This is a genomic window from Pseudomonas sp. 3-2 (assembly GCF_019710535.1).
Taxonomy (GTDB): domain Bacteria; phylum Pseudomonadota; class Gammaproteobacteria; order Pseudomonadales; family Pseudomonadaceae; genus Aquipseudomonas; species Aquipseudomonas pharyngis.
This window is the reverse complement of sequence record NZ_CP081200.1, coordinates 261,594-286,247: the sequence shown is the minus strand read 5'-3', so window position 1 is coordinate 286,247 and position 24,654 is coordinate 261,594. Positions and strand designations below refer to the sequence as shown.

20 protein-coding genes are annotated in these 24,654 nt (G+C 61.8%); 15 read left to right on the top strand and 5 right to left on the bottom strand.

All coding sequences use genetic code 11. The annotated features are described in order from the left end of the window. Positions 1-164: 164 nt before the first annotated feature. From K3819_RS01245 to tauD, 7 genes are all read left to right on the top strand, one after another. The gene (locus K3819_RS01245; protein WP_221398491.1) at positions 165-2,489 is read left to right on the top strand and encodes a Tex family protein; all 2,325 of its coding nucleotides are present in this window, start codon (positions 165-167) and stop codon (positions 2,487-2,489) included. Next, the gene (locus K3819_RS01240) at positions 2,489-2,872 is read left to right on the top strand and encodes a PaaI family thioesterase (RefSeq protein ID WP_064592728.1); all 384 of its coding nucleotides are present in this window, start codon (positions 2,489-2,491) and stop codon (positions 2,870-2,872) included. Before K3819_RS01245 ends, K3819_RS01240 begins: the two co-directional genes overlap by 1 nt. Before the next feature lie 317 nt (positions 2,873-3,189). Next, complete coding sequence (gshA, locus tag K3819_RS01235) at positions 3,190-4,773, top strand: glutamate--cysteine ligase (RefSeq protein WP_221398490.1); 1,584 nt, start codon at positions 3,190-3,192, stop codon at positions 4,771-4,773. A 276-nt stretch (positions 4,774-5,049) separates the two neighbouring features. Then, positions 5,050-6,027, top strand: a complete 978-nt coding sequence (gene tauA / locus K3819_RS01230) for a taurine ABC transporter substrate-binding protein (protein WP_134021957.1) — start codon at positions 5,050-5,052, stop codon at positions 6,025-6,027. A 16-nt stretch (positions 6,028-6,043) separates the two neighbouring features. Then, positions 6,044-6,838 carry a taurine ABC transporter ATP-binding subunit gene (gene tauB, locus K3819_RS01225; RefSeq protein WP_011331959.1) on the top strand — a complete coding sequence of 265 codons (795 nt, stop codon included), beginning with the start codon at positions 6,044-6,046 and terminating at the stop codon, positions 6,836-6,838. Continuing rightward, the gene (tauC, locus tag K3819_RS01220) at positions 6,835-7,674 is read left to right on the top strand and encodes a taurine ABC transporter permease TauC (RefSeq protein WP_102687495.1); all 840 of its coding nucleotides are present in this window, start codon (positions 6,835-6,837) and stop codon (positions 7,672-7,674) included. The genes tauB and tauC overlap by 4 nt, the downstream gene beginning before the upstream one ends. A gap of 57 nt (positions 7,675-7,731) precedes the next feature. Then, entirely contained in the window at positions 7,732-8,574 is an 843-nt protein-coding gene (gene tauD / locus K3819_RS01215) for a taurine dioxygenase (RefSeq protein WP_221398489.1), read from the top strand. A 160-nt stretch (positions 8,575-8,734) separates the two neighbouring features. On the opposite strand, the gene mgrA is transcribed toward tauD, so the two are convergent. The 3 genes from mgrA to K3819_RS01200 are packed head-to-tail and all read right to left on the bottom strand — an operon-like array spanning position 8,735 to position 13,358. After that, positions 8,735-9,772 (bottom strand): L-glyceraldehyde 3-phosphate reductase, encoded by a 1,038-nt coding sequence (gene mgrA, locus K3819_RS01210; protein ID WP_221398488.1) that lies wholly within the window; start codon positions 9,770-9,772, stop codon positions 8,735-8,737. Between the two features lie 39 nt (positions 9,773-9,811). Continuing rightward, on the bottom strand, positions 9,812-11,131 hold the full coding sequence (locus tag K3819_RS01205) for an LLM class flavin-dependent oxidoreductase (protein ID WP_221398487.1): 1,320 nt from the start codon (positions 11,129-11,131) through the stop codon (positions 9,812-9,814). 1 nt (position 11,132) lies between these two features. Further along, positions 11,133-13,358, bottom strand: a complete 2,226-nt coding sequence (locus tag K3819_RS01200) for a TonB-dependent receptor (protein ID WP_221398486.1) — start codon at positions 13,356-13,358, stop codon at positions 11,133-11,135. Positions 13,359-13,564: 206 nt separating this feature from the next. On the opposite strand from K3819_RS01200, the gene K3819_RS01195 reads away from it, so the two are divergent. Then, positions 13,565-14,602 carry a LacI family DNA-binding transcriptional regulator gene (locus K3819_RS01195; protein WP_221398485.1) on the top strand — a complete coding sequence of 346 codons (1,038 nt, stop codon included), beginning with the start codon at positions 13,565-13,567 and terminating at the stop codon, positions 14,600-14,602. A gap of 199 nt (positions 14,603-14,801) precedes the next feature. After that, positions 14,802-15,062, top strand: a complete 261-nt coding sequence (locus K3819_RS01190; RefSeq protein WP_007952727.1) for a hypothetical protein — start codon at positions 14,802-14,804, stop codon at positions 15,060-15,062. Between the two features lie 24 nt (positions 15,063-15,086). Here K3819_RS01190 and betT read toward each other — a convergent pair whose 3' ends face one another. Continuing rightward, a complete protein-coding gene (gene betT, locus K3819_RS01185) occupies positions 15,087-17,048 on the bottom strand; it encodes a choline transporter BetT (RefSeq protein ID WP_172829513.1) in 1,962 nt (653 codons plus the stop codon). Between the two features lie 289 nt (positions 17,049-17,337). After that, on the bottom strand, positions 17,338-18,264 hold the full coding sequence (epsC, locus tag K3819_RS01180; RefSeq protein ID WP_007952730.1) for a serine O-acetyltransferase EpsC: 927 nt from the start codon (positions 18,262-18,264) through the stop codon (positions 17,338-17,340). Between the two features lie 190 nt (positions 18,265-18,454). Here epsC and K3819_RS01175 point away from each other — a divergent pair, with 190 nt between their 5' ends. The 6 genes from K3819_RS01175 (at position 18,455) to K3819_RS01150 (ending at position 24,654) form a co-directional block, all read left to right on the top strand. After that, positions 18,455-19,459, top strand: a complete 1,005-nt coding sequence (locus K3819_RS01175; RefSeq protein WP_085647938.1) for a D-cysteine desulfhydrase — start codon at positions 18,455-18,457, stop codon at positions 19,457-19,459. Positions 19,460-19,705: 246 nt separating this feature from the next. After that, positions 19,706-20,506, top strand: a complete 801-nt coding sequence (gene tcyJ / locus K3819_RS01170) for a cystine ABC transporter substrate-binding protein (RefSeq protein WP_221398484.1) — start codon at positions 19,706-19,708, stop codon at positions 20,504-20,506. Beyond that, a complete protein-coding gene (gene tcyL / locus K3819_RS01165; RefSeq protein WP_221398483.1) occupies positions 20,506-21,171 on the top strand; it encodes a cystine ABC transporter permease in 666 nt (221 codons plus the stop codon). Before tcyJ ends, tcyL begins: the two co-directional genes overlap by 1 nt. 4 nt (positions 21,172-21,175) lie before the next feature. Next, on the top strand, positions 21,176-21,925 hold the full coding sequence (tcyN, locus tag K3819_RS01160; protein WP_064382730.1) for an L-cystine ABC transporter ATP-binding protein TcyN: 750 nt from the start codon (positions 21,176-21,178) through the stop codon (positions 21,923-21,925). A 456-nt stretch (positions 21,926-22,381) separates the two neighbouring features. Then, the gene (locus K3819_RS01155; RefSeq protein WP_221398482.1) at positions 22,382-23,146 is read left to right on the top strand and encodes a hypothetical protein; all 765 of its coding nucleotides are present in this window, start codon (positions 22,382-22,384) and stop codon (positions 23,144-23,146) included. 266 nt (positions 23,147-23,412) lie between these two features. Next, positions 23,413-24,654 carry an SfnB family sulfur acquisition oxidoreductase gene (locus K3819_RS01150; RefSeq protein ID WP_039764545.1) on the top strand — a complete coding sequence of 414 codons (1,242 nt, stop codon included), beginning with the start codon at positions 23,413-23,415 and terminating at the stop codon, positions 24,652-24,654.

Sequence of the window (24,654 nt, the reverse complement as noted above, 5' to 3'; positions counted from 1 at the left end):
TGGCCGTCCTTTATTTTCATGGGCGCCGCAGTAATTGTTCGATTTCACGGGTCAATGGGATGCCTTTTGACCCAGGCAGCGGCCAGCATCAAGCCGCCCCACCAGACTCCGGGCCTTCATTCACGCGCCTGCGAGCCTGCTTTCACAATTTGTCAGGTGGTTTTATGGACAGCATCAACAGCCGCATCGCCGAGGAACTCGGCGTACGCCCACAACAGGTCGAAGCGGCCGTCGCGCTACTCGATGAAGGCTCTACCGTTCCCTTCATCGCCCGTTACCGGAAAGAAGTGACCGGCAGCCTCGATGACACCCAATTGCGTCATCTGGAAGAGCGTCTGCGCTACCTGCGAGAACTCGACGAACGGCGCATCAGCATTCTTTCCAGCATCCAGGAGCAGGGCAAACTCACCCCTGAGCTGGAGCGCGAAATCAAACTCGCCGACACCAAGACCCGCCTCGAAGACTTGTACCTGCCGTACAAGCAGAAGCGCCGCACCAAGGGCCAGATTGCCCTGGAAGCCGGCCTCGGCGAACTGGCCGACGGTCTGTTCAACGACCCGTCGCTGACCCCGGAAACCGAAGCCGCGCGCTTCGTCAACGCGGAAAAAGGCGTGGCCGACGCCAAGGCAGCACTGGAAGGCGCCAAGTACATCCTCATGGAGCGCTTCGCCGAAGACGCCAACCTGCTGGAAAAACTGCGCACCTACCTGAAACAGGAAGCCACCCTCAGTGCCCGGGTGATCGCCGGCAAGGAAGAGGAAGGCGCCAAGTTCCGCGATTACTTCGAACACGACGAGCCGCTGAAAAGCATGCCATCGCACCGCGCACTGGCGATTTTCCGTGGCCGCAACGAAGGCATTCTCAGCTCTGCACTGAAAGTCGGCGAAGAACTGCCGGGCACCCTGCATCCGTGCGAAGGCATGATCGGCCAGCACGTCGGCATCCAGAACCAGAACCGTCCGGCCGACAAATGGCTGGGTGAAGTGGTGCGCTGGACCTGGAAGGTCAAGCTCTACACCCACCTGGAAACCGATCTGCTGGGCGAGCTGCGCGACGGCGCCGAAACCGAAGCGATCAACGTGTTCGCCCACAACCTGCACGACCTGCTGCTGGCCGCCCCGGCCGGCCCGCGCGCCACCCTGGGCCTCGACCCGGGCCTGCGTACCGGCTGCAAGGTCGCGGTGGTCGACTCCACCGGCAAACTGCTGGATCACGCCACGGTTTACCCGCACGTGCCGCACAACAAATGGGATCAGACCATCGCCATCCTGGCCGCCCTGTGCGCCAAGCACTCGGTCGACCTGATCGCCATCGGCAACGGCACCGCCAGCCGTGAGACCGACAAGCTGGCCATCGAACTGATCAAAAAATATCCAGCAATGAAAATGACCAAGGTCATGGTGTCCGAAGCCGGTGCATCGGTGTACTCGGCATCGGAACTGGCAGCCAAGGAATTCCCGGATCTGGACGTGTCGATCCGTGGCGCGGTTTCGATTGCCCGTCGCCTGCAGGATCCACTGGCCGAGCTGGTGAAGATCGACCCGAAATCCATCGGTGTCGGTCAGTACCAGCACGACGTGTCGCAGCTGAAACTGGCGCGCGGTCTGGACGCCGTGGTCGAGGACTGCGTGAACGCCGTGGGCGTGGACGTGAATACCGCCTCCGTGGCACTGCTGGCGCGGATCTCCGGCCTCAACGCGACCCTGGCGCAGAACATCGTGGCCCACCGTGACGAGCACGGCGCGTTCAAAACCCGCGCGGCGCTGAAGAAAGTCGCGCGTCTGGGCGAGAAAACCTTCGAACAGGCCGCCGGCTTCCTGCGCGTGATGAATGGCGACAACCCGCTGGATTCCTCGGCCGTTCACCCGGAAGCCTATCCGCTGGTGCAGCGCATCGCCGCTGAAACCGACCGTGACATCCGCTCGCTGATTGGCGATGCGGCGTTCCTCAAGCGTCTGGATCCGAAGAAATTCACCGACGAGACTTTCGGTCTGCCAACCGTCACCGACATCCTGCAAGAGCTGGAAAAACCGGGCCGCGACCCGCGTCCGGAGTTCAAGACCGCCGAGTTCCAGGAAGGCGTCGAGGACCTGAAGGACCTGCAACTGGGGATGATCCTCGAAGGCGTGGTGACCAACGTGACCGCGTTCGGTGCGTTCGTCGACATCGGCGTGCATCAGGACGGTCTGGTGCACATTTCGGCGCTGTCGGAGAAATTCATCAAGGATCCGCGCGAAGCGGTGAAGGCCGGTGACGTGGTGAAGGTGAAGGTCATGGAAGTCGACATCCCGCGCAAACGCGTCGGCCTGTCGATGCGCATGAGCGACACCCCGGGCGAGAAGATCGACGGTGCCCGTGGTTCGCGTCCGGGCTCGGCGCCACGCCAGTCGCAGGGTTCGGCGTCGCGCAAGGAAACCACCCCGGCGGCTCCGGCGAACAACGCCATGGCGTCGCTGTTCGCCAACGCCAAGCAGTTGAAGAAACGCTGATGGAAATGCCGGCCGGGCTTGTCGAGAGCGCGTTTTTCAAGCTGTTGGGCTGCCGTCTGCACAGCCTGGAAACCGGGGTGGCGCAAGTCGCCCTGGCGCTGGAACCCGAACTGCGCAATCGCGGCGGCAAGCTGCACGGCGGCGCGCTGTTCAGTCTGGTCGATATCGCCATGGGGCTGGCCTGCTCCAGCACCCACGGCTTTGACCAGCAGAGCGCGACCATCGAGTGCAAGATCAACTACATCCGCGCCGTCTCTGATGGCGAGGTGCTGTGCACGGCGCGGGTGATCCACCCGGGTCGGCGCACGCTGGTGGTCGAAGCCGACGTGATGCAGGGCGACAAACTGGTCGCAAAAGCGCAAGGCACGTTCGCTGTCCTGTAGATGTTGTTCATCATTTTGAGTTAATTTCGGCGCTGTGATCGCAGCGTCGAGCGTTTCTGTGGGAGCGGGCTTGCCCGCGAAGAGGGAGTGTCAGGCAGCATCAGTTCGCCTGATACGACGCCTTCGCGGGCAAGCCCGCTCCCACAGGAACCGCGTAATCTTCGCGTGCATCGGCCAGATTCAGGGAGTGAAGTTGGCGTTTCAACGGGGGCTTCAGAGCCCGACAAACCAGGCGAAAACGCCAGTTTCAACTTCACCCTTGTAGACCGTCCTGCCCACCCCCATATTGGGGCGAATGACGCGTGAAGGAATCCAAATTGAGCGAACTTCTCAACCGCCGCCTGGCTCTGCTCGGCGAGCGCGCTAACCTCTCTCTGCTTGAGCAGTGCCTTCACGGTATCGAACGTGAATGCCTGCGCGTGACCGGCGAAGGCCGCCTGGCCCAAACGCCGCATCCTGAAGCCCTGGGTTCCGCGCTGACCAACGAACAGATCACCACCGACTATTCCGAGTCGCTGCTGGAGTTCATCACGCCCGCCCTGCCGGACCCTGCCGACACCCTGGCCAGCCTGGACAAGATTCATCGCTTCGCCTACAGCAAGCTCGGCAACGAGTACCTGTGGAGTCCATCGATGCCGTGCCCGTTGCCGGCCGAGGAAGACATCCCGATCGCCTATTACGGCACCTCCAACATCGGTCAGCTCAAGTACGTCTACCGCAAGGGCCTGGCCCTGCGTTACGGCAAGACCATGCAGTGCATCGCCGGGATTCACTACAACTTCTCCCTGCCGGAAAAGCTCTGGCCGTTGCTGAAAGAAGCCGAAGGCTTCGTTGGCACTGACCGGGATTTCCAGTCGTCGTCCTATATCGCGCTGATCCGTAACTTCCGCCGCTACAGCTGGCTGCTGATGTACCTGTTCGGCGCTTCGCCGGCGCTGGACGCCGGTTTCCTGCGCGGTCGTTCGCACCAGTTGGAACAGCTGGATCCGGACACCCTCTACCTGCCCTACGCCACCAGCCTGCGCATGAGCGACCTCGGTTACCAGAGCAACGCCCAGGCGGGCCTGACCCCGTGCTACAACGATCTGGCGAGCTACACCGACAGCCTGCGCCAAGCGGTGGCCACGCCGTACGCGCCGTACGTTGAAATCGGTACGCACCAGAATGGCGAGTGGGTGCAACTGAACACCAACATCCTGCAGATCGAAAACGAGTACTACTCGAACATCCGCCCGAAACGCGTGACCTACACCGGCGAGCGGCCGATCCAGGCCTTGATGGCCCGTGGCATCCAGTATGTCGAAGTGCGCTGCCTGGACATCAACCCGTTCCTGCCGATGGGCATCGACCTCACCGAGTCGCGCTTCCTCGACGCATTCCTGCTGTACTGCGCGCTGAACGAAAGCCCGCTGCTGACCAACAACTCCTGCGGCAACGCCACCTCCAACTTCCTCAGCGTGGTCAAGGAAGGTCGCCGTCCGGGCCTGCAATTGCAGCGCGACGGCCAACCGGTCGAGCTGAAGGAATGGGCTGCCGAACTGCTGGAAAAAATCGCTCCGCTGGCGGCGATGCTGGATCAAAGCCATGGCGGCGATGCCCATAGCAAGGCGCTCGATGCGCAACTGGCCAAGGTCAAGGATTCATCCCTGACGCCTTCGGCCCAGGTGCTGGCGGCCATGGCCACGCACAAGGAAAGCTTCGCGCAATTCTCCCTGCGCCAGAGCCAGGCCCACGCGGAGTTCTTCCGCAGCGAGCCGTTGGCGGCTGAAGAGCAAGCGAAGTTCGAAGAACTGGCGCGCTCGTCGCTGGCGCAACAGGCGGAGCTGGAGCAGAACGAGGTGGGCGATTTCGACGTGTTTGTCGGGTCGTATCAGGCGAGCATTCTGGCGATCAGCAACTGACATCAGAAGGTTCTTTGATCGTTCCCACGTCGAGGCGTCGAACCGTCTGCGTGGTAACGCTTCAATGGACGCTCCGCGTTCAAGTGACGCGGAGCGTCAAAAGCTGAATTCCCACGCAGAGCGTGGGAACTATCACCTTCTCTCCCAACTATCCCGTTCTCTCTCTTAGATTTTTCCGCTCATAAGCTCATTCTAAAAAGTTATTTATTTTTAGATTCTTAGATCATTTAGTCTCCTTTCACGCCGACGCTCGGTCGCCTGATATGGAGCTCTTGAATGAAACTGAATTTCCCGCTTCGCCTGCTGGCCGTGGCCTCTCTGGCTGCTGCGAGTTTTCTGGCTCAGGCCGCCGACCTCACCGTCGCCTACCAGACCACCGTTGACCCGGCGAAAGTCGCCCAGGCCGACGGCGCCTATGAAAAAGCCACCAAGGCTGACATCAACTGGCGCAAATTCGACAACGGTGCCGACATCATCGCCGCCATCGCCTCCGGTGACGTGCAGATCGGTTACCTCGGTTCCAGCCCGCTGACCGCTGCAATCACCCGCAAAGTTCCGGTGGAAACCTTCCTCATCGCTACCCAGATCGGCGCCGCCGAAGCGCTGGTCGCCCGCGACGGCTCGGGCATCAAGACGCCGCAGGATCTGATCGGCAAGAAAATCGCCGTGCCGTTCGTGTCCACCGGTCACTACAGCCTGCTGGCCGCGCTGAAGCACTGGAACATCGATCCTTCGAAAGTCACCGTGCTCAACCTCGCCCCGCCGGCGATCATTGCCGCGTGGAAACGCGGTGACATCGACGCCACCTACGTTTGGGATCCGGCGCTGGGTGTGGCCAAGGAAAACGGCAAAGTGCTGATCACTTCCGGTGAACTGGCCAAGTTCGGCGCGCCGACCTTCGACGCCTGGATCGTGCGCAAGGACTTCGCCGAGAAGCACCCGGAAATCGTCACCGCCTTCGCCAAGGTTACCCTCGACGCCTACGCCGACTACCGCAAGGATCCGAAAGCCTGGCTGGCCAATCAGAGCAACGTCGACAAGCTGGTGAAACTGTCCGGCGCCAAAGCCAGCGATATCCCATTGCTGCTGCAAGGCAACGTCTACCCACTGGCGGCGGATCAGGTCAGCGACCTCGGCGCACCGACCACCAAAGCCATCACCGACACCGCTGCGTTCCTCAAGGAGCAAGGCAAGGTCGAAGCGGTACTGCCGGACTACGCGCCGTACGTCAGCGCCAAGTACATCACCAACTGATCGGGAGTTAATTGCGATGGCCTTGCTACAGCTGGAGCGCATCAGCGCACAGTATCCCGGCAGCCCGGAACCGGTACTGTCCGACATTTCCCTGACCCTCGGCCCCCAGCAATTGCTGGTGGCCCTCGGCCCGTCCGGCAGTGGCAAGACTTCGCTGTTGAACCTGATTGCCGGCTTCGTCGAACCGAGCGCCGGCCGCATCACCCTCGATAACGTGCCGGTCAAAGGCCCGAGCGCCGAGCGCGGCGTGGTGTTCCAGGACGATGCCCTGCTGCCCTGGCAGGACGTGTTGGCCAACGTGGCTTTCGGTCTGGAACTGGCCGGTGTGGCCAAGGACAAGCGCGAACAGCGCGCGCGGGAAATGCTCGCGCTGGTCGACCTTTCCGGTTTTGAACATCGTCGCATCTGGCAGCTTTCCGGCGGCCAGAAGCAACGTGTTGGCCTGGCCCGCGCCCTCGCGGCCGACCCGCGTGTATTGCTGATGGACGAGCCATTCGGCGCCCTCGATGCCTTCACCCGCGAACAGATGCAGGAGCTGTTGCTGCAAGTCTGGCAACGCACCGCCAAACCGGTGTTCCTGATTACCCACGACATTGAAGAAGCGGTGTTCCTCGCCACTGACCTGATTCTGCTGGCGCCGAATCCGGGGCAGATCGTCGAGCGCCTGCATCTCGACTTCGGCCAGCGCTACGCCGCCGGCGAATCGGCGCGGGCGATCAAGTCCGATCCGCGCTTCATCGAAACCCGCGAACACGTGCTGGCTAAAGTGTTCTCGCAACGCAGTGCCGTTCAGCGGCAGGAGCGCGCATGAGCAGTTACGACGTTTCCGCCACCGCCGTGAAACCCGCCGCCACATCGGTGGCGATTCCCGTACGCCGCAGCCTCAGCACTCGCTGGATCAGCCTGCTGACCTTGTTCGCCTTGCTGGTGATCTGGTGGGCCGTCACGGCTACCGGCCTGATCGAACCGCTGTTTCTGCCGCCACCGTCTGCCGTGCTGCAAAAAGGTTGGTTGCTGGCGACCACGGGCTACATGGATTCGACGTTGTGGCAGCACCTGGGCGCGAGCCTCAGCCGAATCGGCCTGGGCCTGGGTTTTGCGATTCTGACCGCGGTGCCGGTGGGCATTGCCATCGGCGCCAACCGCATCGCCCGTGGCGTGCTCGATCCGCTGATCGAGTTCTACCGGCCGATTCCGCCACTGGCCTATCTGCCGCTGATCGTGATCTGGTGCGGCATCGGCGAGCTGTCGAAAGTGCTGCTGATCTACCTGGCGATTTTCGCTCCGATCGCGATTGCCACCGCGACCGGTGTGCGCACCGTCGACCCGGCCAAATTGCGCGCCGCACAATCGCTGGGCGCCACCCGCGCACAACTGATCCGCCATGTGATTTTGCCAAGCGCCCTGCCGGACATTCTGACCGGTGTGCGCATCGGTCTGGGTGTCGGCTGGTCGACCCTGGTCGCCGCTGAACTGATCGCGGCCACCAGCGGCCTGGGCTTCATGGTGCAGTCGGCCGCGCAGTTCCTGGTCACCGATGTGGTGGTACTGGGGATTCTGGTCATCGCCCTGATCGCCTTCGCCATGGAGATGGGCCTGCGCGCCCTGCAACGCAAACTGGTGCCGTGGCACGGCCAGGCCCACTGATTTTTCAGCACTGACTACCCCGACAGTTTCGGGGCCCCGGAATTGAAGAGAACCACCATGAGCAGCCTGAACATCACCCCGTTAAGCTCGGCCCTCGGCGCACAGATCAACGGCGTCGACATCAGCCAGCCGCTGAACCTGGAACAGCGCGACGCCATCGAGCAGGCACTACTCAAATATCAGGTGCTGTTCTTCCGCAATCAGCCGATCGAGCCATCGCAGCAGGCGCGCTTCGCCGCCTATTTCGGCGACCTGCATATTCACCCGATCTACCCGAACGTACCGGAACAGCCGGAAGTGCTGATTCTCGACACCGCCGTCACCGACGTGCGCGACAACGCGATCTGGCACACCGACGTGACCTTCCTGCCGACCCCGGCCATGGGCGCGGTGCTCAGCGCCAAGCTGTTGCCGGAGTTCGGTGGCGACACGTTGTGGGCCAGCGGGATTGCCGCATATGAGGCGCTGTCGGCGCCGATGAAAGCAATGCTCGAAGGGCTGACCGCGACTCACGATTTCACCCGATCCTTCCCGCTGGAGCGCTACGGCAACACGCCGCAAGCACTGGCGCAGTGGGAAGCGGCGCGGCGCAAGAATCCACCGCTGTCGCACCCGGTGATTCGCACGCACCCGGTGAGCGGACGGCGCTCGTTGTTCGTCAACGAAGGGTTCACGTCGAAGATCAATGAGCTGTCGGAGACCGAGAGCGAAGCGGTGTTGAAGTTCTTGTTCGCCCACGCAACGCGGCCGGAATTCACCATTCGCTGGCGCTGGCAGAAAGATGACATTGCGTTCTGGGACAACCGCGTGACGCAGCATTACGCGGTGGATGACTACCGTCCGGCGCGGCGGGTGATGCAGCGGGCTACGGTGTTGGGGGATGTGCCGTTCTTTAAATAGGTCCGGATTTCTTTAGTGCTTGAGCCGGCCTCTTCGCGGGCAAGCCCGCTCCCACAAATACCGCTTTGTTTGCAGATTTTGTGTACGACTCGGCCCCTGTGGGAGCGGGCTTGCCCGCGAAAGCGTCAGAGCAGGCGCCGAATAACTCGGCGCCAGGCACTTATTCCGCCGTCGAAGGCTTCTCCCAAAGATTAATCCCGCCCTCCTGAGCAAACCGGTCAATCTCCGCCAGTTCCTCAGCACTGAAGCTCAGGTTCTTCAACGCCCCGACGTTCTCGATAATCTGCTCTGGCCGGCTCGCACCAATCAGCGCCGAGGTCACTCGCGGATCCCGCAACGTCCACGCCAATGCCAATTGCGCCAGGCTCTGCCCGCGACGCTTGGCGATTTCATTCAACGCCCGCACGTGAGCGATGTTGGCCTCGGACAAGTGCGAAGACAGCAACGAACCACCGCCCGGACGATTGACCCGCGCATCCGCCGGCACGCCGTTGAGGTATTTATCGGTCAGCAGACCTTGCGCCAGCGGGGTGAACGCAATCACGCCGGTGCCGAGTTCGTCGGTGGTGTCGAGCAGGTCCTTTTCCACCCAGCGGTTGAGCAGGTTGTACGCTGGCTGGTGAATCAGCAGCGGCACTTTCCACTCTTTGAGCAACGCGGCGATCTCGCGGGTTTTCACCCCGGAGTACGACGAGATGCCGATGTACAACGCCTTGCCCTGCTGCACCGCCGTGGCAAGGGCGCTGGCGGTTTCTTCCAGCGGGGTGTCCGGGTCGAAGCGGTGCGAATAGAAGATATCCACATAGTCCAGACCCAGGCGTTGCAGGCTCTGGTCGAGGCTGGCCAGCACGTATTTGCGCGAGCCGCCGCCCTGGCCGTAAGGGCCGGGCCACATGTCCCAACCGGCCTTGCTGGAGATGATCAGTTCATCGCGGTACTGCTTGAAGTCTTCGCGCAGCAGACGGCCGAAATTGGTCTCAGCGCTGCCGTAGGGCGGGCCATAGTTGTTGGCCAGGTCGAAGTGGTTGATGCCCAGGTCGAACGCCGTGCGCAGCAACGAGCGCTGGGTGTCGATCGGCGTGCTGTCGCCGAAGTTGTGCCACAGGCCCAGGGACAGCGCCGGCAGCACCAGACCGCTGCGTCCGACGCGGCGGTATGGGATGGAGTCATAGCGGTTTTCGGCAGCGGTGTAAGTCATCGAATCCTCTCTTGTCGGTCTTGAATCGGGTGTCGATTGCTACGCAAATCTGTTGCCGGGCCGGTCGAGGCCAAGGTTCTGGCGCAAAGTCCGGCCTTCATATTCGGTTCTGAACAGCCCACGTCGTTGCAGTTCCGGGACCACGCCATTGGCGAAGTCTTCGAGCCCGCCGGGCAGGTGCGGCACCAGCACATTGAAGCCGTCCGCCGCGCCCTGCTCGAACCATTCCTGCAAACGGTCGGCAATCTGCGCCGGGGTGCCGACGACGCTGTAATGACCACGACCGCCAGCGATTCTGCGGCCCAGTTCGGCCAGGGTCAGATGCTCGCGGCCGGCCAGTTCGGTCAGCAGTTTCTGTCGGCTTTGCTGGCCGCTGTCGGTCAGCGGTAATTCCGGCAGCGGCCCGTCCAGCGGGTACTTCGACAGATCGAAGTTGCCCAGCATACGCCCAAGCAGAGCGATGCCCACCTCGGGTTCGACCAATTGCTGAAACGTTTCACATTTTTCCTGTGCTTCGGCTTCCGTCTGCCCGACCACGACAAACACGCCGGGCATGATTTTCAGCGAATCGGCACTGCGTCCGTACTTCGGCAAGCGCCCCTTGAGGTCGGCGTAAAACGCCTGGGCGCTGGCCAGTGAAGTCTGCGCGGTGAACACCACTTCGGCCGTCTGCGCCGCCAGTTCACGCCCGGTTTCCGACGAGCCGGCCTGCACGATCACCGGCTGACCCTGTGGCGAACGCGCGACATTCAGCGGGCCTTTGACCCGGAAGTGCTCGCCAACGTGATTCAGCACGTGCAGTTTTTCCGGGTGGTAATACGCGCCGCTGGCTTTGTCGCGAATGAAGGCGTCGTCCTGCCAACTGTCCCAGAGCCCGGTGACGACCTGATGAAACTCCCGGGCGCGGCTGTAGCGTTCGGCATGGCCGATGTGTTCGTCGCGGCCAAAATTCTGCGCTTCGGCGGCGTTGTCCGAGGTCACCAGGTTCCACCCCGCTCGCCCGCCGGACAGGTGATCGAGCGAAGCGAACTGGCGCGCCACGTGGTACGGCTCGTTGTAACTGGTGGTCGCGGTGGCGATCAGGCCGATGTGTTCGGTCACCGCGCTCAACGCTGAGAGCAAGGTCAGCGGTTCGAAATGATCGGAACGGGCCATGCGACTGGCGATGTCCTGGGTCGGCGCGGCGACGCTGTCGGCGACGAACAGGGTGTCGAACTTCGCTGCCTCGGCAATCTGCGCCAAGCGTTTGTAATGGGCGAAATCCAGTCCCGCGTTGGCCGGTACGTCTGGATGACGCCACGCGGCGACGTGGTGCCCGGTGGCCATGAGGAACGCGCCGAGTTTCAGCTGTCTGCTCATCTCAGAAGTCCTTGCGCAGTTGCACGCCGAAGTAGCGCTCGTCGTCGCGAGGCACGGCGCGGTAGATGTAGTTGCCTCCGCTGGCGAGCAGCGGCGAATAGGACTTGTCGGTGAGGTTCTTGCCCAGCAACGCCACGCGCCAGCCGTTGGTGTAGTCGGCCAGGGCCACGCTGGCATTCCAGAGGCCGTAGGCGCCCTGCTTGGTGTCGGCGTTCTGGCTGATGTCGTACTGCACTTCGCTCTGCCAGCTGTAGTCGGTGCCGAGTTCGATATCCAGGCCGTTATCCAGCGGGATCGTGTAGTCGGCCCGCACGTAGCTTTTCCAGTCCGGGCTGAACGGCAGCGGCTTGCCGTTGACGTTGCACGACGCCGCCGCACCCGCCGGGCAGGCGAACTCGTCGATGCGGGCGCGGGTGTAGGCCAGCGCGCCGGAAAACTTCAGTTGCTGGGTCGCCTGCAGGGCGAAATCAAGCTCCACACCTTCGGTGCTGACGCTGCCGGCGTTGATCAGGCGCGTTACGACTTGCCCGGCGACGGTGTCGAAAAAATTCGCCTGATAGTTGTCGTAGTCGCTATGGAAAACCGCGAGGTTGGTGGTCAGGCGATTGTTCCAGGACGAAGCCTTGATCCCCGCCTCCCAGGTGTTGGAGGTTTCCGGTTTCAGCGCTTCGGTGTCGCGCGGCTGCATGTTGAAAAACACGTTGTAGGCCGGGCCTTTGTAGCCACGCGAATAGGTCAGATAAGTGGTGACGGTATCGCTCAGGTCGTACTGCAAACCGAGCCGACCGGACCAGCCGTCCTCGTCCACCGAACCGGAGCTGCGAGTGGCCGGTTGAATGCCGCTGACGGTGGCGGCGGAAGTGGAGACGCGACGGTGATCGTATTCGAGATCGTCGTGGGTGTAGCGCAGGCCGGCGATGCCACGCAAATCCGAGGTGAAATTCAGCGTGCTCTCGCCGAACACCGCATAGCTGTCGCTGGTGGTGCTGTAATCGGCGACGCCGCGATCAGTTCGTGTGGTGGTGGTCAGCGTGCGCTGATAGGTTTCCTCGTCCTTGCCGTGCATGTAGAACAGGCCGCCAACGTATTCGAGGAACTCGCCTTTCGGCGACGCCAGACGCAGCTCCTGCGAGTACTGGTCGAAGGCCAGATCGCCCTTGTCCGCCGTGCCGGGGAACGCCGCCGTCACCGTGCCGAGGCGGTCGCCGTCCTGATACTGGGTGTTGTCCCAGCCACGCCACGCGGTGATCGACGTCAGGGTGTAATCGCCCAGTTGCCAGTCGAGCTGGCCGGACAGGCCCTTGTTGGTGTCCTCGACGTGGGAGCGGGTGTCGGTGTTGATGTCGCGATTGTGGCTGGTGGCACTGACCGGGCTCAACGCATTGGCGAAGGCCGGGGTCAACGACTTGGTCACGACGCCGTTGGGGCCGTCATCGTGGGACTGCATGTAGTCGGCGATCAGGGTAAAGGTGACGTCGTCGTTCGGGGTGAATTCCAGTTTGCCGCGCACGCCGCGATGGTTGTAACCGTTGACCTCCTGACCGTTGTGCTGGTTGTCGACGTTGCCGTCGTAAGTACCGAACAGGGTGCTGATCGAGCCCTTGAGCGTGTCCGGAACCAGGCTGCCGCCGATGCCGAACCGGGTGCGGCTTTCGTTGCCGCTGTAATACGACTGATCGATGTAGCCGTGGGTCGCGGCGGTCGGCGCCTTGCTGGTGATGTTCAGCACGCCGGCCGAGGCGTTCTTGCCGAACAGCGTGCCTTGCGGACCGCGCAGAACTTCGACGCGCTCCAGGTCCAGCAGATCCAGAGTGGATTGGCCGGGGCGCGCATAAACCACACCATCAATCACCGTAGCCACCGTCGGCTCGACGCCTGGCGAGGTGGAAATCGTCCCCACGCCACGCACGAACAGCGAGGTGTCCTTGTTCGATGCGCCGGTGCGGAAATTCAGCGACGGCACTTGCTGGACGATGCTCGCCACGCTGTTGCGGTTGTCGCGTTCCAGCTGCTCGCCGTCGATCACCGATACCGCCACCGGCACTTTTTGCAGCGACTCTTCGCGGCGGGTGGCGGTGACCGTGACGGATTTGAGGGTCGGCTCCTGATCGGTGCTGTCGGCGGCGAACGCGACGGGCAGCGGCAGCGCGGCCAGCCCGGTGAGTAGCCAGCCCGCAGCGCGGATCGATTGCGCCAGTTTGTGTGTCGCCCCAGGAATGTTGTGCATGTTTGCCCGCTCGAAAAGTTGCCCTGAACCGCTGCCGTTCTGCGACGACAGCGCCTGTCTCGGTGTCTTGGGCATTCGCTCGAGCGAGTAGCAGACAACGCGCTTTGTTAGCGCTAACATCGCCAGTATTGGCAAGTCGGACATAGACCGTCCAATACTGAAAAATTACTTTTATATGCGTTTTGGTTTTCAAGAAGGATCGAGCCTTGAGCGAAGAAAAGCCCCGCAAACGCCGTGGCGCCGGTCGCGTGACCCTCAACGCGGTGGCGCGCCAGGCCGGTGTTTCGGCGATCACCGTGTCGCGCTATTTCAACCAGCCGGAACAGGTCTCGCCCGAGCGTCGCGAACGGATCGCGGCGGTGGTCGCCGAACTGGGTTATGTGCCGAATCTGGTGGCCGGCGGGCTCGCCTCGGCACGGGGGAAAATCGTTGGCATGGTGATCCCGAACATTTCCGGGCCGATCTTCGCCAACACCATTCAGGGCTTCAGCGACACCCTCAGCCGTCATGGTTATCAGCTACTTCTGGCCTCGAGTTACTTCAGCACTGAACAGGAAGAAAACGCGGTGCGGGCCTTCCTCGGCTGGTCGCCGGCGGCGCTGGTGGTGACCAGTCACTTCCACAGCGCGGGCACAGAAAAGATGCTTGCCGAAGCGGATATCCCGGTGATCGAAACCTGGGATTACCAGCCGGATCGCGAGCCGATGCAGATCGGCTTTTCGCACTTTGAAGTGGGGGTCAGCGCCGCTCGTTATCTGCACAACAAAGGCTATCGACGCATCGCGTTCGTGCAGAACAGCGCACCCGGCGACTTCAGCGCACTGGAACGCCGCGACGGCTATGCGGCGACCGTCCGCGAGTTGGGCCTGGAACCGTGGGTATTCGCACCGGACGCCGATCGAGCCCCGTTCGAGGCCGGCAAACAAGCGATGCAAGCGCTGATGAACGCCTCACCCCGTCCGGACGCCATCATCTTCGCCAACGACAACCTCGCCGCTGGCGGCCTGCTGGCCGGACAACGCGCCGGCCTCAAAATCCCCGAAGACTGCGCCGTCCTAGGCTTCGGCGACTACCCGTTCGCCGAGATGCTGCTGCCCAGCCTGAGCACGATCAAACCGCCCGCGCTGGAGATCGGCGTGCTGGCGGCAACGCGGGTACTGGAAAGCCTTGGCGTGTTGCCGAGCGATGAGGTGCAGCGGCTGAACCTGCTGCAGTGCACGGTTATTGAGCGGGAAAGTACCTGACGAATATGGCGTGGGCTGGTTTGGCTATGCTCTAAATGAAACCGAGGTGGCGCCTTCGCGGGCAAGCCCGCTCCCACAGGTTCTGTGTTGCGTACAAAATCTGTGGAGGACACAGAACCCTTGTGGGAGCGGCGGTGCGACGATTCGACTTGCCCGCGAAGGCGCCCGACCAAACACCGACTATGCCGCAGGCCTCCCCATGCACACCGCAATCATCATCTTCTTCGGCCTGATCCTGCTGGCGCTGATGTTCTACATCGGCGAGCGCATCGGCTTCAGTCGGCAGACGCTGGCCTATGGTTTCGCGGCGTTGTGGCTGGCGTTGACGGTGATCAATGGTGCAGTCGGCGTGGTGCATGCCGGGCAGCCGCTGGGGTCGGAGATTGCGATCGGCAGCGCCGTGTATGGTGTGCCGCTGGCGGCGATGGTGTTGTTCATGGTGCTGAGCGCCGAGACCTGAAAGCGTCCCGGCGCTCTGCCCCGATCAACGCACCAGATGCAGGAACTGCATGTGCCGTTCGTACTGGTCGAGGATGTCGTTGATGATCTGCTCTTTGGTGTAGCCGACCAGATCGTAATCCTGACTGCCCTCGCTCAAGTGCACCTCGGCACGGTAGTAGCGGCGATTGTTGAGCTGTTTGGAACCCATCCCGCCTCGAGCGAACGACGGCGTGAAGTAGCCGCGCATCTGCACCTGATAGATGAACGGGTGCTGCTCGCCGTGACCGATTTCCAGGCTGACGCTGTCGTGCGCCGGATCCGGTTGGGTGACCACGTTCAGGCCTTTCTCGGCGAACACGGCCGTCACTTCTTCGATGGCCGGTTTCACCGTGGTGTCCATGAAGCGGTACACCTCGTCGCGCGACGGAAAGTGCACGGCCTGGCTCAAACGCTGACGCCAGCCGCCCTTGCCACGCCGTGAACCGGAGACCGGCGCCAGGGAATGCAGCTGCGCGATCTGCTTCTGCGACTCCAGATAGAACGCCTTGTGCAGGCCCCACATCATCAGCAGCAAGATCATCGAGAACGGCAGCGAGGTCAGCACCACCGCCGACTTCAACGCATCGATGCTGCCGGAGAACAGCAGCGCACTGGTCACCAGCGCGGTCATCGCACCCCAGAACACCCGCAGCCATTTCGGCCCGTCTTCATCCGGGTTGCCGCCCTTGGCCGACAGGGTCGAGAGCACCACGGTGCCGGAGTCGGCGGAGGTGACGAAGAACACGAAGCTGATGAACACCGTCACCGCGATGACGGTCTTGCTCCACGGATAGGTTTCCAGCAGCAGGTAAAGGGTCATCGACGGGTTGTCGAGGGCCGACATGCCCAGTGCCGTCATACCGTGATTGAGCACCTGGTCGATGGCGCTGTTGCCGAAAATCGACATCCACGCCAGGGTGAAACCCAGCGGAATCAGCAGCACGCCGAAGACGAATTCGCGGATGGTCCGGCCACGGGAAATCCGTGCGATGAACAGGCCCACGAACGGCGACCATGCAATCCACCAGGCCCAGTAGAACACCGTCCAGCCGCCGAGCCAGTCGCTCGGTTTGTCGTAGGCATAGAGATCGAAACTCTTCATCGGCAACGCGCCGAGGTAGTCACCGAGGTTCTGGATCAGGGTGTTGAGCAAATGCTGGGTGGGGCCGGCGAACAACACGAACAGCAGCAACGCACAGGCCAGCAGCATGTTGATGTCGGACATCACCCGCACACCTTTATCCACGCCGGAGACGGCGACGATGATCGCCGCGCCCATCATCAGCGTGATCAGGCCGACCTGAATCCACTGGGTGTGGGCGATGCCGAACAGATAGTCCAGACCGGAGTTGAGATGGAGCACGCCGAAGCCCATGTCCGCACCGAGGCCGAACACCGTGGCGATAATGCCGAAGCCGTCCACCGCGTAGCCGATGGGACCGTTGATGCGTTTGCCGATCAGCGGATACAGCGCCGAACGCAGGGCCAGTGGCAGGTTGTGCCGATAAGCGAAATACGCCAGCGCCATGCCGACGAAAGCGAACACGCCCCAGCCGTGCAGGCCCCAGTGCAGAAACAGAATCTGCATCGCCTGACGCGCCGCGTCCGCCGTGCCGGCCTCGCCCTGGGGCGGCTGGAGCATGTGGGTCAACGGTTCGGACACACAGAAGAAAAACAGCGTGATGCTGATCCCGGCGGCGAACAGCATGCCGGCCCAGGACAGGTAACTGAATTCGGGTTCGTCGTGGTCGGCACCGAGTTTGATCTTGCCGTAGCCCGACAACGCGGTAACCACCACGAAGATCAGATACAGGGTCATGGCGAGCATGTAGTACCAGCCGACCGTGTTGGCCGCCCAGTTTTGCGCTTCGAGAAGCCAGGCGCCGGCCTGTTCCGGCATGGCGATGACGGTCAGGCCGAACAGCAGAATCACCGTCGCGGCGAACCAGAACACCGGCGGATTCATGCGCACCAGACCGCTGGCGGGGGTGGACGATGCACTCATGAACGGTGCACCTCAAGGCGTTGGGAAATGGCTGAAATGATCGGACTCAGCAAAGGCAAGCCTCCTGTTGTGAGCGGGCAGCGAACCGCCGGTTTAACTTGAATGAACGTTCAAGTTAAACATGGATAGCGCGCCAAGGACTAATCGCAGGGCTCAGCGGTACTTTTCGTACGCTAGCTCAAGAGGGGGTATGACGCTGTGGCGAGGACGATCGTTCCCGCGTTGCGCGGGAACGATCAGATAGAAAAAATTACTTCTGCGTCCCGTCATCATGCTGCAGGTTGGCCTGGGTCAGGTTGCACCCGGCCGGCACGCTGCGGGTCAGCCAGACGTTGCCGCCAATGGTCGAGCCTTTGCCGATGGTGATCCGCCCGAGAATCGTCGCTCCGGCGTAGATCACCACGTCGTCCTCGACAATCGGATGGCGCGGATGGCCTTTCTGCAACTGGCCGTCCTCGTCCGCCGGGAAGCGCTTGGCGCCGAGGGTCACCGCCTGATAAATCCTGACGCGCTCGCCGATGATCGCGGTCTCGCCGATCACCACACCCGTCCCGTGGTCGATGAAGAAACTGCGGCCGATCTGCGCGCCCGGGTGAATATCGATGCCGGTCGCCGAGTGGGCGATTTCCGAGCTGATCCGCGCCAGCAGCGGCAAACCTGCGCGGTACAAATGGTGGGCCAGACGATGGTGAATCACCGCCAGAATCCCCGGATAGCACAACAGCACTTCATCGACGCTGCGCGCCGCCGGGTCGCCGTGGTAGGCGGCCAGCACATCGGTGTCGAGCAAGCTGCGCAGGCCCGGCAGTGCGAGGGCGAAATCCTGGATGATCCTGATCGCCTGAGCCTCGACTTCAGTGTCTGCCTGGGCACTGTGACGGGCGACGTAACGCAACTCGAGTCGTGCCTGGGCCAGCAACGCATTCAGCGCGACATCGAGGGTATGACCGACGTAAAAATCCTCGCTCTCTTCACGCAGATCCACCGGCCCCAGCCGCATCGGAAACAGTGCGCCGCACAGGGCTTCAAGGATCTGCGCCATCGCATCGCGGGACGGCAATTCGCGCCCGCCCTGCTCGCCGGACGCGCGGCCATTCTGTGCACGCCACTGATCCCGCGCGGTACGCAGCTGGCTGACGATGGTCTGCAATTGCCAATGGCTGGAACGCTCGCTCACGGTAAAGACTCCTCACGGGCGGCCGGACTGTCTGGCCGCGTCAACGGCGCCTACTTTACGGCAACCCCACCGGGGCGAATTAAGAACCGATAGTGCTGGCCTAAGCACATTTGGCTATAAGCGATTGACGGTTGCCCCGGTAAATCGGCGTGCCTATAGTCCGGTGAACTTCCTCCGCCAGTACGGAACCATGTCCACACAACCGATCAAACAACAGCTGCAACGCTTCAACCGCCTCGACCTGCTCGGCCAACCGACCCCACTGGAAAAGCTCGAGCGCCTGTCCACCTGGCTCGGCCGCGATGTCTACATCAAACGCGACGACCTGACGCCGCTGGCCATGGGCGGCAACAAGCTGCGCAAGCTCGAATACCTTGCCGCCGATGCCCTCGCCCAAGGCGCCGATACCCTGATCACCGCCGGTGCACTGCAATCGAACCACGTTCGCCAGACCGCCGCGCTGGCCGCCAAACTGGGCCTGGGTTGCGTAGCGCTGCTGGAAAATCCACTGGGCACCGACGACAGCAACTACACCGGCAACGGCAACCGCCTGCTGCTGGACCTGTTCGACACCAAGGTAGAGCTGGTCGACAACCTCGACAACGCCGACGAACAACTGGCCGCCCTCGCCGTGCGCCTGCGCAGCAACGGCAAGAAGCCGTATCTGGTGCCGATCGGTGGCTCCAACGCCCTGGGCGCGCTGGGTTACGTGCGCGCCGGTCTGGAGCTGGCGGAACAGATCAAGGACACCGGGCTGCAATTTTCCGCCGTCGTTTTGGCCTCGGGCAGTGCCGGCACTCACAGCGGTCTGGCGCTGGCGTTGAGTGAAGCCCTGCCACAACTGCCGGTGATCGGCGTGACGGTGTCGCGCAGCGAAGAAGATCAGCGCCCGAAAGTCCAGGGCCTGGCCGAACGCACCGCCGACCTGCTGGGCGTGGCACTGCCGGACAGTTTCAAGGTCGAGTTGTGGGATGAATACTTCGGCCCGCGCTACGGCGAGCCGAACGCCGGGACACTGGCGGCGGTGAAACTGCTGGCGAGTCAGGACGCCGTGCTGCTCGATCCGGTCTACACCGGCAAGGCCATGGCCGGGCTGCTCGACGGCATCGGTCGCGGGCGTTTCGATGACGGCCCGATCATCTTCCTGCACACCGGCGGCGCCCCGGCGTTGTTTGCGTACAAGGATTTTCTCTGACGCGCTCGTTCCCACGCTCTGCGTGGGAATGCATCCCGGAATACGAAAAACATATATTCCACAGATGAATAACAAACGGAAAATTCATTATTTTCCATTCTAAAAGAACCGTCATATAGTCTCGCCGCAGGCGAATTTCGCGAGAGACGCATAAGCTGCTTTAAGGCAGGATAGCGCTGTCGTCCAATTCCCGGATTCGCCAACTTTCCTTAAAGCGTCTTCCATAAGAAAACACAGGGGCTTGTCATGATTCTTTCCGCACTACGTCGAAATCTGCTGGTAGGTTCGCTGGGCCTGGCACTGAGCGCCGGTCTGATCAGCAGCGCCGTTGCCGGTGAACAACTGCAACAGATCAAGGACAAAGGCGTTATCAACGTCGGCCTGGAAGGCACTTATCCACCGTTCAGCTTCGTTGACGAGAACGGCAAACTGTCCGGTTTCGAAGTTGAGTTCTCTGAAGCGCTGGCTAAAGAGCTGGGCGTGAAGGTCAAGCTGCAGACGACCAAATGGGACGGCATCCTCGCCGCGCTTGAATCCAAGCGTCTGGACGCCGTGATCAACCAGGTGACCATCTCCGAAGAGCGCAAGAAGAAGTATGACTTCTCCGAGCCGTACACCGTTTCGGGGATTCAGGCGCTGGTGTTGACCAAGAAAGCCGCCGACCTGAACATCAAATCCGCTGCCGATCTGGGTGGCAAGAAAGTCGGCGTGGGCCTGGGCACCAACTACGAGCAGTGGGTCAAAGCCAACGTGCCGACCGCTGACGTGCGTACCTATGAAGATGATCCGACCAAGTTCCAGGACCTGCGTGTAGGTCGCATCGACGCCATCCTGATCGACCGTCTGGCCGCACTGGAATATGCAAGAAAAGCCAAGGACACCACCGCCGCCGGCGAACCGTTCTCCCGTCAGGAGGCTGGCGTTGCCTTGCGCAAAGGCGAGCCTGAACTGCTGGCGGCCGTAAATAAGGCCATCGACAAGCTGCGCGCCGATGGCACGCTGGCCAAGCTTTCGGAAAAATACTTCAGCGCCGACGTCACTAAATAATGGAAGCAACTTTCCAAATCGTACGGGAGGCCATGCCCTTTTTGCTCAAGGGCATGTACTTCACCGTCATCCTCAGTCTGGGTGGCATGCTCTTCGGCTTCCTGCTCGGTTTCAGTCTGGCGTTGATGCGTCTGTCGCGCATCAAGGTGGCGAACTGGATTGCCCGCATCTACGTGTCGTTTTTTCGCGGCACGCCGTTGCTCGTACAACTGTTCGTGATCTATTTTGGCTTGCCACAGGTGGGGATCGAACTCGATCCGATCCCAGCCGCCCTGATCGGCCTTTCGCTGAACATGGCGGCCTACATCTGTGAAATCCTGCGCTCTTCGATCAGTTCGATTGAACGCGGTCAGTGGGAAGCCGCTGCGAGCATTGGCATGACTCGCGCGCAAACCCTGCGGCGGGCCATCCTGCCCCAGGCGATGCGCACAGCATTACCGGCGCTGGGCAACAGCTTCATTTCCCTGGTCAAGGACACTGCACAGGCCGCCACCATCCAGGTGCCGGAGTTGTTACGTCAGGCGCAGTTGATCAGCGCCCGTAACTTCGAAATTTTCACCATGTACCTAAGCGCCGCACTGCTTTACTGGATTCTGGCCACGGTGCTGTCGCACTTCCAGAACAAGTTGGAAGAGCGGGTCAATCGGCACGACCAGGAGTCCTGACCCCATGATTGTCGTGGAAAAACTGACAAAGCAGTTCAAGGGTCAAGTCGTGCTCAACGGCATTGATCTGGAGGTGAAGGAAGGCGAGGTCGTGGCAATCATCGGCCCCAGTGGCTCGGGCAAGACCACGTTCCTGCGCTGTCTGAACTTCCTCGAGGAACCCACCAGCGGCCGGATCAAGGTCGGCGAGATCGAGATCGATACCAGCCGCCCGTTGAACCAGCAGCAGAGCCTGGTGCGCAACCTGCGCCAGCATGTGGGCTTCGTGTTCCAGAACTTCAACCTGTTCCCGCACCGCACCGCCCTGGAAAACGTCATCGAAGGCCCGATCGTGGTCAAGAAGACGCCTCGCGATGCAGCCATTGCCCTGGGCAAGAAGCTGCTGGCCAAGGTTGGCCTGGCGGGCAAGGAAGACGCCTACCCACGGCGCCTGTCCGGTGGCCAGCAACAGCGCGTGGCGATTGCCCGGGCGCTGGCGATGGAGCCGGAAGTGATCCTGTTCGACGAGCCGACCTCGGCCCTCGATCCGGAACTGGTGGGTGAAGTGCTGGCGACCATCCGCGGCCTCGCCGAGGAGAAACGCACCATGGTGATCGTCACCCACGAAATGGCATTCGCCCGTGATGTGGCCAACCGCGTGGTGTTTTTCGATAAAGGCGTGATCGTCGAACAAGGTGAAGCGAAAGCGTTGTTCGCCAATCCGAAAGAAGAACGCACTCGACAGTTCCTCAGCAAGTTCAGAAATAACGGCTGACCTGTAAACTTTCCGGAATACAAACTTCCATGGATGGAAGTTTCGCTTACGCCCTCCCCACTAAAAAATTAATCAAGTGACTGCATTACATATATATGTCCTGCAACAGTCTCGCCGCGATTAAAGTTCGCCCCCTCCAAATTTCCAGCTGTACAAACCGACCGACGACAGAACGATAAAAACCGGCAAAAGCTGTGGCTCGATTCGCCATGCAGAATAGGTAGAGTGCCTTATCTGCGTAGGAAGCTTCTGATAAATCCGTAATTCTCCAATTAACTAACCCTGTCCGTTGACACGCCATTCAGCGAACTTTTATCTAGTCACTCATCGCGCCCCACAACATTACCAAGACCCGATAACGAATGGCCGAACGACCCTGTTTTTATTACCGGGCAATTCACGCCATTTGAACTTTCAGAAACGGATTTCGCTGCAAGGCTTCAAGGAGAGGATTTCATGACCCGCACTTCGCACATTCCCGAACTGGCCGCGCCGAGCCTGGCGCCATCCCGAAACAACGGCATCAACCTCGCGGCAGCAGCTCATCTGCTGGTCGATGTGCCGCCTTATCCGGACATGGACACCGGCGACCTGATCGAACTGTTCTGGAACAACTGCTATGTCGCCTCTCACCTGCTGAAAGCACAGGACGTCGCGGCCCCAATCAGCCTGCGAGTGCCGGAAAGCTTCATCGCCAGCGGCTCGTCTCGCATCCACTATCGGGTCATGCGGGTGGGGCACGGGCCATCGCTGTCGGCGGCGGCGCGGGTCACGGTCAAGCTCGACTGCCCCGGAGGACAGCCTCCAGCGCTGTGTGGCGACGAAAACCAGCAACTGGCACCGGTGACGCTGCCCGAGACCATTCGCCGTCAAGGCGTCAACGCGAACCAGATCAGACGCGGCGTGCCACTGACTATCGAGCCGTATCTGAACATGGCCGAAGGCGATGCCATCACCTTGCGCTGGGGCGATGTACGGATGGATCTGGCACGCATCACCCCTGCCGATATCGGCAAGCCGATTCAGGTCTGGGTGCCGCCGGCAGTCATCACCGAGGCCGGCGAGGATCTGCGTCTGGACGTGACCTATTGCATCCTCGACCGGGTCGGCAACAACTCGCGCTGGGCACCGCCGCGAACGCTGAAGATCGGTTGCGTGAATCCCTACCTCAAGGTGCCGCTCAAGGAAACGCTGAAGGCGGCAGAGCCACAAAAGAAATGAGCCAAAACGGTCGATGAGGGACGCCGTCCCTCGTCGCCGCACGCTTAACCAGCCAGACCACGCCCCCTTCTATACATATTCCTAAAAGTTAGTTTATTTAAATTTTATACGCGCTTAGGGTATATACACCGGACCACCGGACATTCTTTCGTTCGCCGCACCTTTGCGGCGTTTTTCATGAGATGTGAGGTAGGTAGCATGGTCCGGAACACAATCACCCCAGTGCAGATCGCCAGGGCATTGCGTGCAGCCAAGGAGCGGCACTGATGTCCAGTCTGGCAGACGCAAACGTCCAGAGTGACCTGGACATCGCCCCGCTGTTGTTGCCCGCACAAGTGCTGCGCAACGACGCTCAAGCCATCAAGGCCGCCCATGAGCTGGCGCAGGTCGCCCGCGTGCAGGCCGCCAAACGTGATCGCCAGCGCAAGCTGCCATGGTCGGAAATCGAACAGTTCACCCGCAGTGGCCTCGGCAGCATCGCGATTCCGCGCGAGTACGGCGGCCCGCAGGTTTCCTTCGTCACCCTGGCCGAGGTGTTCGCGATCATTTCCGCCGCCGACCCGGCGCTGGGACAGATCCCGCAGAACCAGTTCGGCATCATCAACCTGATCCTCGGCAGCGCCACCGAGCAGCAGAAAAAGCATCTGCTGCAGAGCGTGCTCGAAGGCTGGCGCATCGGTAACGCCGGGCCTGAACGCGGCACCAAGGACACCCTGGAACTGAAGGCGCGCATCACCGCCGACGGCGATGACTACGTGATCAATGGCCAGAAGTTCTACTCCACCGGCGCCCTGTTCGCACACTGGGTCGCGGTCAAGGCGCTCAACGATGACGGCAAGCAAGTGCTGGCCTTCGTCCGTCGCGGCACGCCGGGATTGCGCATCGTCGATGACTGGTCGGGTTTCGGCCAGCGCACCACCGCCAGCGGCACGATCCTGTTGAACAACGTGCGGGTCGATGCCGGCCTCGTGGTGGACAACTGGAAGATCAACGAAAAGCCCAACACCCAGGGCGCGGTGTCGCAGCTGATTCAGGCAGCGATCGACGCCGGCATCGCCCGTGGCGCCATCGATGACGCCATCGAATTCGTCAAGACCCGCGCCCGGCCGTGGATCGACGCCAACGTCGAGCGCGCCAGCGATGACCTCTACGTGATCGCCGACATCGGCAAACTGAAAATCGAACTGCACGCCGCCGAAGCGCTGCTGCGCAAGGCCGGGCAGGTGCTGGATCAGGTGCACGCCGCGCCACTGACCGCCGAATCCGCCGCCCGCGCGTCGATTGCCGTGGCCGAAGCCAAGGTGCTGACCACCGAGATCTCACTGCTGGCCAGCGAAAAACTCTTCGAACTGGCCGGCAGCCGCGCCACCCTCGCCGAATTCAACCTCGACCGTCACTGGCGCAACGCCCGGGTGCACACCCTGCACGACCCGGTGCGCTGGAAATACCACGCGGTCGGCGCCTATCGCCTCAACGGCAAGTTGCCGGCTCGCCATTCCTGGATCTGA

Bases quoted from the DNA above. Each gene is read 5' to 3' on its own strand.
- K3819_RS01245 (WP_221398491.1), top strand. From the start codon at position 165: ATGGACAGCATCAACAGCCGCATCGCCGAGGAACTCGGCGTACGCCCA.
- K3819_RS01240 (WP_064592728.1), top strand. From the start codon at position 2,489: ATGGAAATGCCGGCCGGGCTTGTCGAGAGCGCGTTTTTCAAGCTGTTG.
- tauA (WP_134021957.1), top strand. From the start codon at position 5,050: ATGAAACTGAATTTCCCGCTTCGCCTGCTGGCCGTGGCCTCTCTGGCT.
- tauB (WP_011331959.1), top strand. From the start codon at position 6,044: ATGGCCTTGCTACAGCTGGAGCGCATCAGCGCACAGTATCCCGGCAGC.
- tauC (WP_102687495.1), top strand. From the start codon at position 6,835: ATGAGCAGTTACGACGTTTCCGCCACCGCCGTGAAACCCGCCGCCACA.
- tauD (WP_221398489.1), top strand. From the start codon at position 7,732: ATGAGCAGCCTGAACATCACCCCGTTAAGCTCGGCCCTCGGCGCACAG.
- mgrA (WP_221398488.1), bottom strand. From the start codon at position 9,772: ATGACTTACACCGCTGCCGAAAACCGCTATGACTCCATCCCATACCGC.
- K3819_RS01205 (WP_221398487.1), bottom strand. From the start codon at position 11,131: ATGAGCAGACAGCTGAAACTCGGCGCGTTCCTCATGGCCACCGGGCAC.
- K3819_RS01200 (WP_221398486.1), bottom strand. From the start codon at position 13,358: ATGCACAACATTCCTGGGGCGACACACAAACTGGCGCAATCGATCCGC.
- K3819_RS01190 (WP_007952727.1), top strand. From the start codon at position 14,802: ATGCACACCGCAATCATCATCTTCTTCGGCCTGATCCTGCTGGCGCTG.
- betT (WP_172829513.1), bottom strand. From the start codon at position 17,048: ATGAATCCGCCGGTGTTCTGGTTCGCCGCGACGGTGATTCTGCTGTTC.
- K3819_RS01175 (WP_085647938.1), top strand. From the start codon at position 18,455: ATGTCCACACAACCGATCAAACAACAGCTGCAACGCTTCAACCGCCTC.
- tcyJ (WP_221398484.1), top strand. From the start codon at position 19,706: ATGATTCTTTCCGCACTACGTCGAAATCTGCTGGTAGGTTCGCTGGGC.
- tcyL (WP_221398483.1), top strand. From the start codon at position 20,506: ATGGAAGCAACTTTCCAAATCGTACGGGAGGCCATGCCCTTTTTGCTC.
- tcyN (WP_064382730.1), top strand. From the start codon at position 21,176: ATGATTGTCGTGGAAAAACTGACAAAGCAGTTCAAGGGTCAAGTCGTG.
- K3819_RS01155 (WP_221398482.1), top strand. From the start codon at position 22,382: ATGACCCGCACTTCGCACATTCCCGAACTGGCCGCGCCGAGCCTGGCG.
- K3819_RS01150 (WP_039764545.1), top strand. From the start codon at position 23,413: ATGTCCAGTCTGGCAGACGCAAACGTCCAGAGTGACCTGGACATCGCC.